Origin of the sequence: Paenibacillus nitricinens, assembly GCF_052056485.1 — a bacterium.
Lineage (GTDB): Bacteria > Bacillota > Bacilli > Paenibacillales > Paenibacillaceae > Paenibacillus_AQ > Paenibacillus_AQ nitricinens.
On sequence record NZ_CP183948.1, the window covers coordinates 1,461,765 to 1,479,707 of the forward strand.

The 17,943-nt window shown below is 43.3% G+C and carries 15 protein-coding genes; 13 read left to right on the top strand and 2 right to left on the bottom strand.

Going from position 1 to position 17,943, the window contains the following annotated elements; genetic code table 11:
- Window positions 1–123: 123 nt before the first annotated feature.
- The 3 genes from infC to rplT are packed head-to-tail and all read left to right on the top strand — an operon-like array spanning window position 124 to window position 1,273.
- Window positions 124–621 carry a translation initiation factor IF-3 gene (gene infC, locus ACN6KS_RS06595; protein ID WP_042125071.1) on the top strand — a complete coding sequence of 166 codons (498 nt, stop codon included), beginning with the start codon at window positions 124–126 and terminating at the stop codon, window positions 619–621.
- Window positions 622–681: 60 nt separating this feature from the next.
- Complete coding sequence (gene rpmI / locus ACN6KS_RS06600) at window positions 682–882, top strand: 50S ribosomal protein L35 (protein ID WP_036679507.1); 201 nt, start codon at window positions 682–684, stop codon at window positions 880–882.
- A 31-nt stretch (window positions 883–913) separates the two neighbouring features.
- A complete protein-coding gene (gene rplT, locus ACN6KS_RS06605) occupies window positions 914–1,273 on the top strand; it encodes a 50S ribosomal protein L20 (RefSeq protein WP_042125073.1) in 360 nt (119 codons plus the stop codon).
- A gap of 139 nt (window positions 1,274–1,412) precedes the next feature.
- Here the strand turns inward: rplT and ACN6KS_RS06610 are convergent, their stop codons facing one another.
- On the bottom strand, window positions 1,413–1,955 hold the full coding sequence (locus ACN6KS_RS06610; RefSeq protein ID WP_256989794.1) for an acyl-CoA thioesterase: 543 nt from the start codon (window positions 1,953–1,955) through the stop codon (window positions 1,413–1,415).
- Window positions 1,956–2,262: 307 nt separating this feature from the next.
- On the opposite strand from ACN6KS_RS06610, the gene ACN6KS_RS06615 reads away from it, so the two are divergent.
- The 5 genes from ACN6KS_RS06615 to ACN6KS_RS06635 all read left to right on the top strand — a co-directional run bounded on the left by ACN6KS_RS06615 (window position 2,263) and on the right by ACN6KS_RS06635 (window position 7,609).
- A complete protein-coding gene (locus ACN6KS_RS06615) occupies window positions 2,263–3,318 on the top strand; it encodes a BMP family lipoprotein (RefSeq protein ID WP_094869938.1) in 1,056 nt (351 codons plus the stop codon).
- Window positions 3,319–3,504: 186 nt separating this feature from the next.
- Window positions 3,505–5,043 carry an ABC transporter ATP-binding protein gene (locus ACN6KS_RS06620; protein ID WP_440961631.1) on the top strand — a complete coding sequence of 513 codons (1,539 nt, stop codon included), beginning with the start codon at window positions 3,505–3,507 and terminating at the stop codon, window positions 5,041–5,043.
- A complete protein-coding gene (locus tag ACN6KS_RS06625; protein WP_042125082.1) occupies window positions 5,036–6,109 on the top strand; it encodes an ABC transporter permease in 1,074 nt (357 codons plus the stop codon). Before ACN6KS_RS06620 ends, ACN6KS_RS06625 begins: the two co-directional genes overlap by 8 nt.
- Window positions 6,110–7,066, top strand: a complete 957-nt coding sequence (locus ACN6KS_RS06630) for an ABC transporter permease (RefSeq protein WP_094869940.1) — start codon at window positions 6,110–6,112, stop codon at window positions 7,064–7,066. It begins immediately after the preceding gene.
- A 201-nt stretch (window positions 7,067–7,267) separates the two neighbouring features.
- The gene (locus ACN6KS_RS06635; protein WP_094869941.1) at window positions 7,268–7,609 is read left to right on the top strand and encodes a hypothetical protein; all 342 of its coding nucleotides are present in this window, start codon (window positions 7,268–7,270) and stop codon (window positions 7,607–7,609) included.
- Window positions 7,610–7,631: 22 nt separating this feature from the next.
- Here ACN6KS_RS06635 and ACN6KS_RS06640 read toward each other — a convergent pair whose 3' ends face one another.
- A complete protein-coding gene (locus ACN6KS_RS06640) occupies window positions 7,632–8,078 on the bottom strand; it encodes a GNAT family N-acetyltransferase (RefSeq protein WP_440961632.1) in 447 nt (148 codons plus the stop codon).
- A gap of 590 nt (window positions 8,079–8,668) precedes the next feature.
- Here ACN6KS_RS06640 and ilvB point away from each other — a divergent pair.
- The 5 genes from ilvB to ACN6KS_RS06665 all read left to right on the top strand — a co-directional run bounded on the left by ilvB (window position 8,669) and on the right by ACN6KS_RS06665 (window position 17,939).
- On the top strand, window positions 8,669–10,411 hold the full coding sequence (gene ilvB, locus ACN6KS_RS06645) for a biosynthetic-type acetolactate synthase large subunit (protein ID WP_042125091.1): 1,743 nt from the start codon (window positions 8,669–8,671) through the stop codon (window positions 10,409–10,411).
- Window positions 10,408–10,896: an acetolactate synthase small subunit gene (ilvN, locus tag ACN6KS_RS06650; RefSeq protein WP_170880323.1), complete on the top strand. Its 489-nt coding sequence runs from the start codon at window positions 10,408–10,410 to the stop codon at window positions 10,894–10,896. The genes ilvB and ilvN overlap by 4 nt, the downstream gene beginning before the upstream one ends.
- A 177-nt stretch (window positions 10,897–11,073) precedes the next feature.
- The gene (gene ilvC / locus ACN6KS_RS06655) at window positions 11,074–12,066 is read left to right on the top strand and encodes a ketol-acid reductoisomerase (RefSeq protein ID WP_036679485.1); all 993 of its coding nucleotides are present in this window, start codon (window positions 11,074–11,076) and stop codon (window positions 12,064–12,066) included.
- Window positions 12,067–12,166: 100 nt separating this feature from the next.
- The gene (locus ACN6KS_RS06660; protein WP_341133978.1) at window positions 12,167–13,708 is read left to right on the top strand and encodes a 2-isopropylmalate synthase; all 1,542 of its coding nucleotides are present in this window, start codon (window positions 12,167–12,169) and stop codon (window positions 13,706–13,708) included.
- Between the two features lie 328 nt (window positions 13,709–14,036).
- Window positions 14,037–17,939 carry a collagen binding domain-containing protein gene (locus ACN6KS_RS06665; RefSeq protein WP_440961633.1) on the top strand — a complete coding sequence of 1,301 codons (3,903 nt, stop codon included), beginning with the start codon at window positions 14,037–14,039 and terminating at the stop codon, window positions 17,937–17,939.
- Window positions 17,940–17,943: the final 4 nt, after the last annotated feature.

A 17,943-nucleotide genomic window follows, 5' to 3' on the forward strand; every position in this document is an offset into this window, starting at 1 on the left:
TTAATGTTCATGAACGTTGATCAAACACGGGGTGTCGGGTGTTACCGGCACCCCTTTTTTATGGAGTATGGCAGTAAAGTTGTTAAAAAGATCCGGAGGTGGAGAGTTATCAGTAAGGAACATATGATCAATGATGAAATTCGGGCCAAAGAGGTACGGTTGGTTGGTGCGGAAGGCGAACAAATCGGAATTAAACCGATCCGCGAAGCGTTGCAAATGGCGATCGATCTTAATCTAGATTTAGTCAATGTAGCACCGCAGGCTAAGCCGCCGGTATGCCGCATCATGGATTACGGCAAGTTCCGTTATGAAACGCAGAAGAAAGAGAAGGAAGCGCGTAAGAACCAGAAGATCGTTGATATCAAGGAAGTCTGGTTCCGTGCTAACATTGAGGAACATGATTATCAAACCAAGTTCCGCAATGTGATCAAGTTCTTGGGTGAAGGCGATAAAGTGAAGTGCTCCGTACGTTTCCGCGGACGTGAGATTACTCATGCGAATATCGGCCAGAAAATCCTCGAGCGTGTTAAAAACGAAGTGGCTGATATTTCTGTTGTTGAGCGCCAGCCTAAGCTGGAAGGCCGCAGCATGATTATGATTTTGGCTCCTAAAGCCCAATAAATATGGAGTCACTTGCTTATCTGCAATTTGGCGCCGCATAATATTCAAGGAGGAAACACCATGCCTAAGATGAAAACACATAGCAGCCTGAAAGGCCGCTTTAAAATTACCGGAACTGGTAAAGTAACACGTTACAAAGCTCACAAAAACCACTTGCTGTCCCACAAATCTAAACGCGCTAAGCGCGTTCTGAACGGTAATCCAGTAATGGCCCCTGGGGATGTAAGACGTTTGAAACAAGGATTGGCTAACTTGAAATAGTTTATCACACATTTTTGGGAGGTTTATTAATATGGCAAGAGTTAAGGGCGGATTTGTAGTTCGTCGTAGACATAAAAAAGTGTTGAAATTGGCAAAAGGTTATTTCGGTTCTAAACACCGCATTTTTAAAACAGCTAAAGAACAAGTAATGAAATCGATGGTTTACGCTTACCGCGACCGTCGTCAAACTAAACGTAACTTCCGCAGACTGTGGATCGTTCGTATTAATGCAGCAGCTCGTTTGAACGGTCTTTCTTACAGCAAACTTGTATACGGCCTGAAATTGGCTGGTGTAGAAGTTAACCGTAAGATGCTGGCTGATCTGGCTGTAAATGATCTTAACGCATTCAACTCCTTGGCTGGTATTGCTAAAGAGAAAATCAACGCGTAAGTGTTGTGACATAATAGAAAAGCACCGCCTGCGGGTTGCCCATGCAGCGGTGCTTTTTTGTGTGGTATGAAGTGTGCAACATGGCGAGAGAATTCTCTGCCGCAATAAAAATGAGAATAAAACTCTGCTTTAGGCAGAGTTATTCCCAGTATTTTATTGTATTGAGCTCAGCAGCAAGTTTTTTACTGATGGTTCTTCTCACTTTGCGCAACTCAGAACGTTCATTTGCTGATTCGTTGATCAGTTTTTCTTCGTCGGTCTCTGGGATAATGGCAGGAACCGGAGTTGGAGTGCCATCCTCCTCGACTGCGACAAAGGTGAGAAATGAAGTGGCGGCGACGGCGCGCTCACCAGTGTATAAATTTTCTGAAATGATCTTTACAAATACCTCTATGCTTGTACGCCCAGTCCAAGAAACAAAGGATTCGAAGCATACGGAGTCTGTAGGTCGAATGGGTCTTAAGAAGTCAACAGAGTCTGTAGAGGCTGTGACGACATTGGCACGGCAATGTCGCATAGCGGAGATGGAGGCTACTTCGTCAATGCCGCTCATGAGCTTGCCGCCAAATAATGTCTTGTGATTATTAACATCATTAGGGAAAACACGTCCGGTTTTGAAAACGCGGGATTCACGGCAATATTTAAAAGCCGGCATCGTTTGTGGATTTTTTTCATCGGTCATATCTGATAACTTCCTTTCAATGCAAATACTAAGCAATCATAATAATAGAAAACACATAAGTGTGCAATAATATTTGTATTGTGTTGGAATACTATACAAAGATAAATAAGGTTTTCTAACATCATTCAAACGTGATGATAACACGTCGTGTCATGGAAAGCGGTTACTTACGAAAAAGTACAAATAATTATTGACCTGAGGTCATTTATGGACTGGATTTTAGATTTTATTGCAGTTATAATTTGATCTATGGAATGTCCAAGTAGAACACAGATGACATCCAATATTTTAAGGGGGATCACATTCAATGAAAAAAGTCTTCAAACTATCTCTTGTAATGATGCTGGCATTAACAGTTGTTTTGGCTGGTTGTGGAAACAACAACGCTAAGAATGCTGCAAATGGCGAGACGAATGCAGGAACAAATGGTGGAACAAATGCCGCAAAATCTGATTTCAAATTTGGTATGGTTACTGACATCGGTGGCGTAAACGATAAATCGTTTAACCAATCCGCATGGGAAGCACTACAAGCTCTTGAAAAAGAAACAGGTTCTTCCGTTAAATATTTGCAAAGTAAATCCAATGCTGACTATGAGCCAAACCTTAACCAATTCGTTAAGGATGGCTATAACTTGACTTGGGGTATTGGTTTTGATCTTGGCGACGCAATTAAGAAAGTTGCTGGTGAGAACGCCAACGCTAACTTGGCAATTATCGATAGCGTAGTAGAGGCTCCTAACGTAGCATCCGTTACTTTCTCTGAGAATGAAGGTTCCTTCTTGGTTGGTGTGGTTGCTGGTTTGACTACAAAAACTAACAAAGTAGCTTTTATTGGCGGTATGGAAAGCCCGGTAATCAAACGTTTTGAAGTAGGATTCAAAGCTGGTGTTGCGGCAGTTAAACCTGATGCAAAAGTTACTATTACTTATGCAGGTGCATACGACAAACCGGATACTGGTAAATCCCTTGCAGCTACATTGTATAACGATGGTAATGACATCATCTTCCCTGCTGCTGGTGCAACAGGAAATGGCGTCTTCAACGAAGCTAAATCCCGTAACAAAGCTGGCGGTGCTAAAGTATGGGTTATCGGTGTAGACAAAGACCAATCCATTGAATTTGGTACAGACGTAACTTTAACTTCTATGATCAAACGCGTTGACGAAGCTGTTAAGAAGGTTTCCAAAGAAGTAATCGATGGTACTTTCAAAGGTGGTACTACAACTGTTCTTGGTTTGAAAGACAATGGTGTAGGTATCTCTGATACATCTAAAGTTAACGTTTCTGAAGAGATTTTGGCTAAAGTTGAAGATTTCAAAAAACAAATCATTGATGGAACAATTACAGTTCCTACCGAGTAAGATCTCCCTTTTATTTATCGGATCACAATAAGAAATAAGCAATAAGGAATAAGGCCGGTTATGTGCTGGCCTTATTCCTTGTTAAAGCACTGGTTATGATAAGTTAGACACAGTTATACCGTCTTGAAAAGGGCGGTACATCCGTGTCTACATGGTAGTTATATATTCTGTGATGAGGGTGATTCCATGAGTGCTGCGGCTCCTGTCGTAGAGTTGAAGCAAATCACAAAACGATTTCCCGGTATTGTTGCTAACGATTCCATTAGTTTGACGTTAAAGAAGGGTGAGATTCTTGCACTGCTTGGTGAGAATGGTGCAGGTAAATCAACCCTAATGAATATCGTTTTTGGATTGTATCAACCGGATGAAGGAAGTATTGAAATCGACGGGAAATCGGTTGTAATTGATAATCCCAATAAAGCGATCGAGCTTGGTATTGGTATGGTGCATCAGCATTTCAAGCTCGTGGAGCCTTTTACGGTTACCGAGAATATTGTTCTTGGGATGGAGCCGAAGAAAGGTCTTAAAATTGACTATAAATCCGCTGCGGAACAGGTTCGGAAGCTATCGGAGCAATATGGCCTGCAAGTGAATCCAAATGCCGTTATTCATGACATTTCTGTTGGTATGCAACAAAGGGTAGAAATTATGAAGACCCTGTACCGCGGAGCGGATATTCTCATATTTGATGAGCCGACTGCAGTACTTACGCCTCAAGAAATTACGGAATTGATGGCGATTATGAAGCGGCTTGTTGCAGAGGGAAAATCGATTATCCTGATTACGCATAAGCTTAAAGAAATTATGCAAATATCTGATCGGGTCACCATTATTAGACGAGGAAAAGTAATCGATACCGTAAATACCGCAGATACTAATCCGAATGAACTGGCTGAGAAGATGGTTGGACGCGGCGTAACCTTCAAGGTAGCTAAGAAGGCCCCTGAGGTTGGTGAAACTGTACTCGAGCTGAAGGATGTGAACAGTAAGAGTAAAGATGGTGTCTCGGTGCTCGACGGTCTTAGCTTTGATGTGAAAGCCGGAGAAATTCTCGGAATAGCCGGTGTAGATGGCAATGGACAGAGTGAACTGATTCAGGCCATTACGGGTCTGCGTAAAATTGATTCTGGTTCTATTCAGGTGTCCGGGAACGAGATTGCTAATTTATCCCCGCGCAAGATTACGGAGATGAATGTGTCTCATATTCCAGAAGACCGTCATAAGCATGGTTTGGTGCTTGACTTCTCAGTAAGTGAGAATATGGTTCTGGAAACTTACTATAAGAGTCCATATAACAAAAACGGCTTTATGCAAAATGATGTCATTGATAAGTATGCGGAAGGTCTTGTGGAGCAGTTTGATGTGCGTACACCTTCAATTCAGACCAAAGCACGTTCTTTATCCGGCGGAAATCAACAGAAAGCGATTATTGCTCGGGAAATAGATAAAGATCCGACATTACTTATTGCAGCACAACCAACACGCGGTCTAGATGTTGGGGCTATCGAGTTTGTTCAAAAGCAGCTCATTGCACAGCGTGACCAAGGAAAAGCTGTATTGCTCATTTCGTTTGAATTGGACGAGATTATGAATGTATCAGACAGAATTGCTGTTATCTATGAAGGCAAAATTGTCGGTGAAGTGTTCCCGCAGGATACGAATGACCAGGAACTGGGTCTTATGATGGCAGGCAGCTTGAAGCGGGGAGGTAAGGCAGTTGAATAAGTTCAAAAAAATCTTCACAACTGACAGCTATATCGTTCCTCTTGTCGCCATCGTACTTGGTTTTCTTGTGGGAGCAATAGTTATGCTTATGGGTGGTTATGATCCGATAACTGCTTACTCCGCACTGTTCTCACGTGTATTTGGTAACTTGTACAACTTTGGTGAAGCCGTGCGCGAAATGACGCCATTAATGCTCACTGGTTTAGCCGTAGCCTTTGCATTTCGTTCAGGGATGTTTAATATCGGAGCAGATGGACAAGTGATGATTGGTATGACGGCTGCGACCGTGGTGGGTATTAAATTTGCAGCCTTGCCAGGATTCATCTTAGTTCCGCTTGCTGTTATTATAGCTGGGTTATGTGGAGGTCTGTGGGCTGGTATCGCCGGCTATTTGAAGGCTAAACGTGGGATTAATGAAGTTATTACCACAATCATGTTAAACTGGGTTGCTCTATACTTGTCGAATTATATTGTAAGAGCATTTCTATTACTTCCGGGACAGAATCGTTCCGAGGATATTCCTGCTTCTCTTTCCATGACATTCTTGAATTCGTTATTTGACAATGCACGTCTGCACTGGGGAACAGCTATCGCCCTTGCTGCAGCAGTATTCTTCTATGTCTACTTATGGAAGACTAAGCAAGGATATGAAATGCGTGCTGTTGGTTACAATCCTCATGCTGCCGAGTACGCAGGTATGAATGTTGGCCGTAACGTTGTAAAAGCAATGTTCATAAGCGGAGTGTTTGCAGGGTTGGCTGGAGCAGGAGAGGTACTGGGTGTATTCCATTATCAATCTGTGTTCGCGGCATCACCAGGATATGGATTTGATGGTATCGCAGTAGCTCTTCTTGGTTTAACACATCCACTTGGTGTTGTTCTAGCTGCGATTCTCTATGGTACGTTGACTTATGGTTCTGCGGGAATGAGTTTTGCTGCAGATGTTCCTCCGGAGCTTATTCGTATCGTTATAGGTTCAATCATATTCTTTATTGCGGCACAAGGGATTGTACGCTGGGTGCTTAAGCCCTTTTACTTCAAGCGCAAGAAAGAGAAGGTGTTATAGATGGATCTGCAGACGTTAGGTCAACTGCTTAATACAACGCTTGTTTTTTCCACAGCGCTTATTTTTGCCTCACTTGGCGGCATCTTCTCTGAACGCTCCGGTGTCGTAAATATTGGACTTGAAGGTTTGATGATGTTTGGTGCCTTTGCAGCAGCAGTAGGTGGTTATTATGCTCAAGATGCTGGGATGGGTGACTGGGCTCCTTGGATTGGCGTACTATGTGCTATGGCCGTCGGAGTACTTGGTTCACTGATTCATGCGGTTGCATCTATTACCTTTAAATCAGATCAGACGATCAGTGGTACGGTTATTAACTTTTTAGCCGCAGGTAGTACGCTTTATATGGTAAAGCTGCTATTTGATGGATCTGCTGAAACTCCGCTAATCGATGGATTTAACAAAGTTGCAATTCCTGGACTCTCCAAGATTCCAGTAATCGGTGAAGGGATATTCAATTCCTATCCGACCACTTATCTAGCCATCGTGCTGGTTATCGTTATTTATTTCGTTTTGTTTAAAACGCCATTTGGACTGCGTTTACGTGCAGTAGGTGAGCATCCTAGTGCTGCAGACACCTTAGGTGTCAAGGTGAACCGGATGAGATATATCGGTGTAATGCTTAGTGGATTGATGGCTGGTATCGGTGGCGCTACAATCACTCTAACTACAACCGGAACTTTTGGCCATAATACGATTTCTGGTCAAGGTTTTATCGCGATTGCAGCGATGATCTTTGGTAAATGGAATCCGCTCGGTGCCTTTGGTGCTGCGGTATTCTTCGGATTCTCTCAAGCGATTCGTAACTATGTTCAATTGTTTGAGTGGTCAAAAGATATCCCACAAGAGTTCATCTTTATGATCCCTTATGTATTGACAGTCATTGTGCTTGTAGCTGCTGTAGGTCGTTCCGCTGCTCCTAAGGCATTAGGTCAGCCTTACGATCCTGGTAAACGCTAGATCTTTTCGATTTTTTACTTATATCATTACGAAGCCGCATTTCCGGACTTTTTCCGGAAATGCGGCTTTTTTGGTTAGGGTCGATATGGATAAACATAAAGAGGAGAGGGCAAGTGTACAGGCGAAGGTTCTTTTGTGCGAATAAACTGTTTTGAAGATGGTGGAAATCAGAGGTTTGCAAAACTTTTTGGAGGGGATATTATGACTAAACCAGTTACGAAAAAGCAGGTTATGAGGCTCATTGGCAAACAGATCATCGCTGTGAAAAAAGATGGCACACAGGTTACAGGAAAACTGCTTCGTGTATCAGGAAATCGTCTTATTTTGCAACGTGTAAGTGGTAAAAAAGTACAAACCAAAGCAATCATTCCATTAGTGTTGTTTGATTTGCTCGCCGTTGGTACTGCCCCTTATGCTTATGGTGGAGGTTATGGCGGTGGCTATGGCGGAGCTACACCTTATGGTGGCGGTTACGGATATGGAACTCCTTATGGAGGTTATGGGTACGGAGGCACACCATACCCACCTTTTGGATTTTTTTAAGTTCCGATAAGTGCTGCTTTGGCTAGGAGAATCGTTTCTCAAGCTCGTAACAAAAACTTAGCGATTGATAACGGGCTACGCTGTAGCCCAATTTTCGATAAAAGGCTAGTGCTGCTGCATTCCCTAGGTCGACGGATACCTTAGAACGATGACAACCGCGAGAAAGTGCAAATCTTTCTGCTCGATCCATGAGCATATTTCCCAAGTGTTTTCGCCGAGCATCTGGTGCAATGGCTAGCATATCGATGTAGAGTAAATCACCATGCAACAAAAAATGGACAAACCCGTTTGGATCGCTTTCATAGTCGGGACAGGTGACAAGGGTGATTCCGTGTCCCAGACGACGGGGTAAATCCTTTTTGATTTTAGTGATTTCAGTTTGCGGCAGATGAGATAATGGAACGAGCTGTCGCTCGATTAAATCAAAAATAACAAAGTCATCCTGCTTCGGTCGACGATAACGAATCATAGAGCGTCCCCTTTCCACGCATTGTCGTACATCATATGTTGGGAGAAGGGCAGGCGTTCCGAGAGGGTAGAAGCAGGAGTTGTGACAATTTTAAAAATATGGGTATTGACTATCCGTGTTAGGAATCATATAATGTGTCTAAACATTTTAACGAACATACATGTATCGGCAATGATGAGGACGAAGTTTTAAGGGCTCTTTTGCTCAGAGAGTGTGAGGATTTGCTGCAACCTCCACCGGAATCCCTTATATACGAGCTCACCTCGGAGCTGTTTCCCTGAAAGGTTCACTGGCTAGAGTGGTGGAATTATTAGGGGGAATCGTTTAGTCCGCGTTACGGACTTCAGGTTACAGAGATTAGGGCCCTTGCCTACATCGATGGATTTTTGTATACCTGATAAGGCGTTGCATCGCGAGATGTAATGCAAACATGGGTGGTACCACGGAAGATCAACCTTTCGTCCCTCACGCGCTAATACTGTGCGTGGGAGGCGGAAGGTTTTTTTGTTTTATAAATAACTATTTGCTGATGTATAGAGGACGGTCCGTCATTTGCATAATGAATGTTAAATATCGGAGGAGGAATACTGATGAGCGCGCAAATACCGGAATTACGGTCTACAGAGCAGCTAAAAGAAAAATGGATGGAGCCGGAAGTTATTACCGGTTCGGAAATACTACTCCGCAGCCTTGTATTGGAGGGTGTAGACACAGTATTCGGATATCCAGGTGGAGCTGTTTTGTACATCTATGATGCATTGTACGGTTTTACGGATTTCAATCACGTGTTAACACGTCATGAGCAAGGTGCGATTCATGCAGCTGACGGTTACGCTAGAGCAAGTGGCAAACCAGGGGTATGTATCGCAACCTCGGGTCCTGGCGCAACAAACCTTGTAACAGGTATTGCTACAGCATATATGGACTCTACTCCATTGGTCGTAATCACAGGTAATGTTTTCTCAAGCCTGATCGGTACAGATGCTTTCCAGGAAGCAGACATTACCGGAATCACGATGCCCATCACTAAGCACAGCTACTTTGTAAGAGATGTTGAGGATCTCCCTCGCGTCATACATGAAGCTTTCCATGTGGCGAATACCGGTCGTAAAGGTCCAGTATTGATTGATATACCGAAAGATGTGTCGGCTGCAAAGACATTGTTCACACCAGTGAAGACCGTAAATCTTCGTGGCTACAACCCTTGTACAGTTCCAAACAAACTGCAGCTTGATAAACTGGTTCGTGCGATTGAGGTTGCTGAACGTCCGATTATCATTGCAGGTGGTGGAGTTATCTACTCCGGAGCACATGAGGCTATGTTCGAATTCGTGAAACGGACAGAGATTCCAATAACTACAACCTTGCTGGGACTCGGAGCCTTCCCAAGTGCTGAAGAGCTTTGGATGGGAATGCCAGGGATGCATGGCACATATACCGCAAATAATGCAATTCAGCAATGCGATTTGCTCATTAATATTGGTGCTCGCTTTGATGACCGTGTTACGGGTAGGCTGGACGGCTTCGCGCCAAAAGCCAAGATCGTGCATATCGATATCGACCCTGCAGAAATCGGAAAGAATGTATCACCTGATATTCCGATTGTAGGAGATGTGAAAACTGTACTGGAAATGCTGATTCCTGAGGTTGGGCGTGCATCTAAGGCTGATGCTTGGAGAACGCATATCGCGCAGTCAAAGCTTGATCAGCCACTTCGGTATAAAGATTCGGAGACCGAGCTTAAACCACAATGGGTTATTGAAATGATTAATGACACCACTAATGGGGAAGCGATTGTTACTACGGACGTTGGCCAGCATCAAATGTGGGCAGCACAATATTACAAGTTCAATCATCCGCGCTCATGGATTACTTCAGGTGGTCTTGGAACGATGGGCTTCGGATTCCCATCAGCTATCGGTGCGCAAATGGCACATCCTGAACGGTTGGTAGTATCGATTAACGGAGATGGCGGTATGCAAATGTGTTCCCAAGAGCTGGCGATTTGTGCGATTAACAATATACCTGTCAAAATCGTTGTTATTAATAACCAAGTGCTTGGAATGGTTCGCCAATGGCAGAATCTTATCTATGACAAACGTTATAGCTATACAGACCTTGCAGGTAGTCCGGATTTCGTTAAGCTTGCTGAGGCCTATGGTGTGAAAGGTCTACGTGCGACGAATAAGGAAGAAGCACGTGATGCATGGCAGAAAGCTCTGGAAACACCGGGTCCAGTATTGGTAGAATTCGTTGTTCCAAAAGACGAGAATGTCTACCCGATGGTAACTCAAGGTTCAACCATCGATCATATGCTGATGGGGGATGAATAACAGTGACAAGACATACGATTTCTGTACTCGTAAATGACCAGCCAGGTGTGCTTCAGCGGGTGTCAGGCTTGTTCGGTCGCCGCGGATTTAATATTGAGAGTATTACAGTAGGTCAGTCCGAAGAGGTTGGATTATCCCGGATGGTTATCGTTACTCTTGGCGACCAGCATACCCTTGAACAAATTGAGAAGCAGCTCTATAAGCTAATTGATGTTATCAAAGTCGTTGATCTTGGAGCTAAGCCAATGGTTGCACGCGAGCTCGCTCTCATTAAAGTGAATGCTGATCCAAGTGAGCGTCCGGAAATTTTGGGTGTAGTTGAGACTTTCCGTGCTTCAGTGGTTGATATCGGCAGCACCACTATACTGGTGCAAGTAGTTGGGGAGACACAGAAAATTGATGCAATGATCGAGCTTTTGAAACCTTATGGAATTAGAGAGCTTTCTCGCACAGGTGTTACGGCTATGGTACGTGGTAACTCTTAAGTATTATATTTTACGACTTTAATGGATTACTGCTTGATTGCATTAATCTGATATGATATGAATGAACTTCCCGCTAAAGAGCGGGAGCTTGAAGAGGAGCTTGATAAGGTATGAATCCAGTTCTCTTGAAGCACCCGCTCTTTATGATGGGTCTCAAATTAAAGGAGGATATTGACAATGGCAGTTACAACGTACTATGAACAGGATGCAGAACTTAGTGTATTAAAAGGAAAGACAATTGCGGTAATCGGGTACGGTAGCCAAGGACATGCCCAAGCACAGAATCTTCGTGACAGTGGTCTTCAAGTTGTCATCGGTCTTCGTGAAGGTAAATCTTTCGAAACTGCAAAAAATGACGGTTTTGAAGTATTGCCAGTAGCTGAAGCAGTATCCCGTGCAGATGTTGTGCAAATCTTAATGCCAGACGAAACTCAAGCATCCGTATATAAAAATGAAGTGGAACCAAACCTTAAAAAAGGCGCAGCTTTGATGTTCTCCCACGGCTTTAACGTACACTTTGGACAAATCGTTGCTCCTAAAGATGCGGACGTGCTGCTCGTAGCACCAAAATCTCCAGGTCACATGGTTCGTCGTACTTATGTTGAAGGCTTTGGCGTTCCTGGCTTGATTGCTATCGAACAAGATGCAACTGGAAAAGCTAAAGAAATCGGTCTTGCTTATGCAAAAGGTATCGGCTGTACACGTGCAGGGGTTATCGAAACTTCTTTCCGTGAAGAAACCGAAACTGACTTGTTCGGTGAGCAAGCTGTACTTTGCGGTGGCGTATCTGCACTGATCAAAGCTGGATTCGAAACATTGACTGAAGCAGGTTATGCTCCTGAAATGGCTTACTTCGAATGTCTGCATGAACTGAAGCTGATCGTTGACATGGTATATGAAGGCGGATTGTCCAGCATGCGTGATTCCATCAGTAACACTGCTGAATACGGTGACTATGTAACTGGTCCTCGCATTGTAACTGAAGATACTAAAAAAGCAATGAAAGCTGTACTGACGGATATCCAAGAAGGTAAATTCGCTCGCGACTTCATCCTTGAGAACCAATCCGGACGTGCTTTCCTTACAGCTACTCGTCGCAACGAAGCTGCTCACCCAGTTGAAGTTGTAGGTAGCCAATTGCGTGAAATGATGCACTGGATTAAGAAGTAATCATATATACTTATGATTAAATAGTGTGACCTTCAAATGCGGCCGTGACTATGCGAGCCGCATTTGAGGGTTTTAGCACAATCTTTGGGAGGTGCTTTGCATGCGGAAAATTTATGTGTTCGATACGACGCTGCGAGACGGAGAGCAGTCGCCGGGTGTGAACCTTAACACGCGTGAAAAAGTAGAGATCGCCTACCAGCTGGAAAAGCTGGGGATTGACCGCATGGAAGCGGGCTTTCCTGCTGCTTCACCAGGTGACCTGGCTTCGGTAAATGCAGTTGCAAGAGCAGTAAAGAACGTCACCGTAATCGGTCTTTCTCGTTCTAGAGAGACAGATATTGATGCAGTAAAAGAAGCATTGCAGGGGGCACAGGACCCTTGCATTCATATTTTTCTAGCCACATCTCCTATTCACCGCCAGCATAAGCTACGGATGGATAAAGCTCAGGTGCTGGAAACTGCACAATCTGCTATCCGATATGCCAAGAAATATTTCCCTAAACTTGAGTTTTCGTTAGAAGACGCAGGTCGTACAGAGTATGATTTCATGGCTGAAATGGTCGGAATGGCTATCCGAGAAGGCGCTAATGTTGTTAATATCCCGGATACTGTAGGTTATCTGAATCCTTCTGAATATGGAGCTATTTTTAAATACTTAAAAGAAAATGTGCCTGATATTGAACGTGTACAGCTTAGTGCTCATTGTCATAACGACCTTGGCATGGCTACGGCCAATACGCTAGCCGCGATTCAGAATGGTGCAGATCAGATTGAAGGAACGATTAACGGTATTGGTGAACGTGCTGGAAACACAGCGATTGAAGAAGTTGCATTGGCGCTGGAGACACGTGCTGAATTTTTTGGCGCAAAAACTTCTTTAACGTTATCCGAGATTTCTCGTACAAGTCGCTTGGTCAGCAAGTTGACAGGTATGGTAGTCCCAGGGAATAAGGCGATTGTAGGAGCTAATGCATTTGCTCATGAATCGGGTATTCACCAGGACGGAATGCTGAAAGAGAAAACCACTTATGAGATCATGACACCGGAGACCATAGGACTTAAAGAGAGCAAGCTGGTACTTGGTAAGCACTCTGGACGCCATGCTTTCCGCGATAAGTTAAGTGATCTAGGATATGATTTATCCGAAGCTGAGCTTAATACAGCCTTTTCAAGGTTTAAGGACTTGGCCGATAAGAAAAAAGAAGTGTCTGATGAAGATATTTTGGCATTGATTGAAGAGAAACTAATCGATACGCCAGAAATATTCAGACTTCAGACGATTTTCGTTACTTACGGCAATAAAGCTGTTCCAGCCGCCAAGGTGATTATCGATGGTCCGGAAGCGGAACCTATTGTAGCAGAGGCAGAAGGTAATGGTTCGGTAGATGCCATCTACAATGCTATTGATAAAGCCACGGGTGAGGAAGTTACCCTTGGAGATTATTCCATTAAATCCGTCTCCCGTGGTAAAGATGCACAGGGTGAGGTTCATGTAGTACTGTCGCAGGGTGAAGTCGCTGCACAGGGCCGTGGCCTTAGCACCGATATTCTAGAGGCGAGTGCCCGCGCTTATATCGATGCACTTAACAAGCTTCTGGAGAAGCGTAAAACTTACACCAAACGTGATCACGCTAGTCTATAAAATGTACAATGTATTTTTTATTTTTTCTAAGTAGTATTACTCTACTATTAACATCTAGATGAGTAAGCATTAGATACGACAGGGATATGTGAGTTTACATCGCATATCCCTGTTTTTTTATTTGGAAGAAAAAGTATGGGAAAGACTTCTACTGGACTCTGTTCAGATTATGTATAGATACACTATTTACAATAGATGAATGTAAGTATGGCGATTAGTAGAAGGAGAAAAGATCAAGGAGGTCATTATAGAGGATAAGAGTACTGGATCCAAAGGATAGAGCTTGTGAAAAGTATAATAAAAGGGTGAAAAAGGAGGAAATCACGAAATGTTATCAAAAAAGAAAATAAGCGCATGGCTCATAGTATTATTACTTGTGACGCAATGGGCGTATAGCTTTGGCTTCGGGTTTAATACGCAGGCATATGCGAGTGGGAATGGTACTGTGATTGGAGATAATCTCATTACTAGTGTTACGCTTGCAGTATACACCGATGATAAATACACAAATACGGTTACGGAAAGCGTATATCAGCTTGATTCCTATTCGGAATTAAACTATACATGGGCAATTTCAGATGGGCATGGGTATAAGGAGGGTTCTACCTTTACGTTTGACCTTCCAACACAGTTTGAACTTTATAATGATTTGAATGGTAATCTTATTTTTGACGATGAGCCTGTAGGGACTTATACAGTCGACAAAAATACCAATAAAGTTGTATTCACATTTAACAAATATATTGAATCCCACGATCAAGTGGGGGGCACCTTTACAGTTAGGTCGCTACTGAGCTCCAAAAAGATTACAGGCTCTGCGAAGCAGACAATAATATTCCCAATTCAGGGAGGAACTCAAACCATTGAGCTTAATTTTAAGCCAAAGGTTAGCTCAACGATAGAAAAAAACGGTTCACCGAAGCCGCAGTATTATAACCCAACAAGCATCGCTTGGACGGTTGATGTGAACAAGGTTCTGGATAGTGTTTACAATGCAGAGGTTACAGACAAGCTTCCTTTGGGATTGTCTTTAAATACCGTATCTATTGTGGTCTATGAGCTTGATGTGAAAATAGATGGACAAGTGAGTCAAGGAAATGTAGTAGATAGCAGTAAGTATGATGTGACAGATTCAACTGGGGCAGAATTAAAGTTGAAATTTAAAGACAACCCAATCACAAAGGCATACCGCATTGGCTTCTCAACGGATATTACCGGTACGGGTGTGGATAGCACTGCATTTACGAACGAAGCTGTCTTAAAGGGTGATGGAGGAATATCCAAGAAGGCTAGTACTACAGTTACAGTTGGGCGCGGCAAGCCGCTGTCGAAAGAGTCCACTGGATACGATGCGGCAACTCAGACGCTTTCCTGGGCTGTTAATTTCAATTACAATGAGAAAACAATTTTAGCGGCGAATGCTATTTTAAAGGATACGTTTAACAACTCCCAAGATCTAATCCCTACCTCTGTTAAAGTCTATCCAGTAACGATTGACAGCAAGGGTAAAGGGATCAAGAGCGCGGAAATTGCTTCAAGCGAATATACGGTAACGCCAACAACTGCAACGGGGTTAAATGGCTTTGATCTGAAATTCAACAATGATATAAGTTCTGCCTATCGAATTGAATATCAGACAAAAGCAAATGGTCGTATATATGATGATGCCCAAATTACGAACAAGATTACTTATGATGGAAAATCGGAAACTGTAAAACGTGATATTAAACAGCAAATTCTTCATAAGAATTATGGCAATGTTAATTATGCGACAAAGACCATTGATTGGACTATTCAAATTAATGATGACAGCAAGACTATGGAAAATTTAGTGGTGACCGATACTTTTGGCAATGCGGGATTAACGCTTATCCCGGGCACATTAAAGGTTAAACCGACCAAAGGTGGAACTGCTACCGTTCATACTGTTGTTTACAATGATCATAATCCGGCTGCAGTGAACGATGGGTTTGTGATTACTTTTGATGGTTCAATTAATGAGCCTTACACTATTACCTATACAACAAGCTTTAACTATGATTGGCTGGCTTCGGGCAAAACACAATTTTCAAATAAAGGCGCACTCGATTGGAAAGAAACGGTGAACGGGGTACAGGAGTCAAAGCATAAAGAAGCGACCGTAACCTTTAATCCAAGAGATGAAGTTAAAAACAATGGGAAAAAGAGTGGGTCCTACAATGCTGTAACCAAAGAGATCACTTGGAATATTGGTGCCAACTATAATCAGAAAACGTTAAGCCAAGCTCAACTGGTAGATACTATTTCGGCTGGCCAAGTCGTCAACGAGGATTCTGTAAAAGTTTATAAATGGGAATATGGGAAGGATGGTGATCCCTCTCCTCAAGCTAATGTGAATTCCGCTGATTATAATGTGAAGTTGAATGGTAATGAGCTGAAGGTGACATTTAATAAAACCATTAATTATGCGTTCTACGTCACTTTCAAAACTACATTCGCTGATCAAGCGATTGATTCAAATGAAATTAAAAATACAGCTATATTATATGACAGCACGAAAGTAGAATCCGCAAAACTGGAAGCCACTGTTAGCATTCCACAAGGTGGGGAATATGTTAATAAAGGCGGCGATCAGGACGGTAATAAAATACATTGGACCGTTAACATCAACCGTAACCAATCTTTTGTAAAAGAAGCGGTAATTACAGATATTCCGAGCGATAATCAGATCCTACTGTCTAATACTTTTCATGTCTATAAAACGACTGTTAAAGCTGATGGGACTATAACTGCAACCAATCAAGAGTTGATCAAAGATAAGGATTATAAGCTGGAGATTACTGCGGATATCAATGGAAAGGAAAGCTTTGAGCTTAGCTTCCTAAAGGATATTTCGGAGGCTTATATTCTGAAATATGACTCCCTGATTACAGCACAGAACAATGATAAAGTAACCAATAAGGTTAGTTTTGATGGTAAGAACATTAAGGTAATAACAAATGAAAGTACCAAGGAAATTACAGTTAAGCTTTCCAGCGGTTCTGGCACAGGAAGTGGTGTAAGAGGACCGCTGACGATTACGAAAGTAGACTTTAATAATTCTGCAAAGCTACTAAGTGGTGCTACGTTTGATCTATATCGCGTTGTTGACAACGATAAGGTCTGGATAAAGGACGGTACTACGGATATAAATGGGATAATCGAATTTACCAAGCTAACCGGTGGGAAATATGTAGTGATTGAGAAAACAGCACCTGTGGGTTATGTTCTTGATCAAACACCACATGAAGTGACTATTGCCTTGACGACCGGGATAAGTCTTGAGGTAAAGAATAAAGTTCCAACACCAACAGCAACACCCGCTCCGACAGTAACACCGGTGCCGACGGTTGCACCGACACCAACACTAACGCCGACACCAACACCGACGCCGACACCAACACCGACGCCGACGACAACACCGACGTCGACACCGACGACAACACCGACGTCGACACCGACGACAACACCGACGTCGACACCAACAGCGACGTCGACACCGACGCCGACACCAACAGCGACGCCGACACCAACAGCGACGTCGACACCAACGCCGACGTCGACGACAACACCGACGTCGACATCGACACCAACGCCGACGGAAACGCCTGTGTCGACAGTAACACCGACGTTGACACCAGACAATCCAACGTTTCCTGTATCGACTTCGACGCCAGTGCCTGGAGTCATCGTTACGGCTACTCCATCCGCAACACCTGTGGTGGTAACGCCAACTGTAACACCAACTGTAACACCAACAGCAACTCCATCTATCACGTCGGTGCCAACTAATACACCTGTTGTTCCACAGCCAACACCACCTGTACAGAAGGAGACTACTACTGAAGAAGTTCCTCTTGAAGGTGAAATTCCACTAGGTGGATTACCAAGTATCGGTGATAAGCCTGATCATGGTAAGGTGACCATTACTAAAGATGGCAAGTGGGTATATACACCAGACCCAGGCTTCATTGGGAAAGACAAGTTCACGATCATTGTGACAGATGAGAATGGAAATGAAGAAGAAATCGAGATTGAGATTGATGTTGAGGAAGTACCGAAAGGTACAGTGAAAGAACCAGGGGATAACAGCAATAAACCAACTCAGCTTCCGAAGACGGGAGAAGACAGCGCGCTACCTATTTACTTAGTAGGTGGAAGTCTAGTCCTTGTGGGATTTGTGTTAGCTCGAAGATTTAAACGAAGTAATTAATATA

Excerpts from the sequence above, each read along its gene's own strand:
- rpmI (WP_036679507.1), top strand. The coding sequence starts at position 682 with ATGCCTAAGATGAAAACACATAGCAGCCTGAAAGGCCGCTTTAAAATT.
- rplT (WP_042125073.1), top strand. The coding sequence starts at position 914 with ATGGCAAGAGTTAAGGGCGGATTTGTAGTTCGTCGTAGACATAAAAAA.
- ilvC (WP_036679485.1), top strand. The coding sequence starts at position 11,074 with ATGGCAGTTACAACGTACTATGAACAGGATGCAGAACTTAGTGTATTA.
- infC (WP_042125071.1), top strand. The coding sequence starts at position 124 with ATGATCAATGATGAAATTCGGGCCAAAGAGGTACGGTTGGTTGGTGCG.
- ACN6KS_RS06630 (WP_094869940.1), top strand. The coding sequence starts at position 6,110 with ATGGATCTGCAGACGTTAGGTCAACTGCTTAATACAACGCTTGTTTTT.
- ACN6KS_RS06610 (WP_256989794.1), bottom strand. The coding sequence starts at position 1,955 with ATGACCGATGAAAAAAATCCACAAACGATGCCGGCTTTTAAATATTGC.
- ACN6KS_RS06620 (WP_440961631.1), top strand. The coding sequence starts at position 3,505 with ATGAGTGCTGCGGCTCCTGTCGTAGAGTTGAAGCAAATCACAAAACGA.
- ACN6KS_RS06640 (WP_440961632.1), bottom strand. The coding sequence starts at position 8,078 with ATGATTCGTTATCGTCGACCGAAGCAGGATGACTTTGTTATTTTTGAT.
- ACN6KS_RS06635 (WP_094869941.1), top strand. The coding sequence starts at position 7,268 with ATGACTAAACCAGTTACGAAAAAGCAGGTTATGAGGCTCATTGGCAAA.
- ACN6KS_RS06660 (WP_341133978.1), top strand. The coding sequence starts at position 12,167 with ATGCGGAAAATTTATGTGTTCGATACGACGCTGCGAGACGGAGAGCAG.
- ilvB (WP_042125091.1), top strand. The coding sequence starts at position 8,669 with ATGAGCGCGCAAATACCGGAATTACGGTCTACAGAGCAGCTAAAAGAA.
- ACN6KS_RS06615 (WP_094869938.1), top strand. The coding sequence starts at position 2,263 with ATGAAAAAAGTCTTCAAACTATCTCTTGTAATGATGCTGGCATTAACA.
- ACN6KS_RS06665 (WP_440961633.1), top strand. The coding sequence starts at position 14,037 with ATGTTATCAAAAAAGAAAATAAGCGCATGGCTCATAGTATTATTACTT.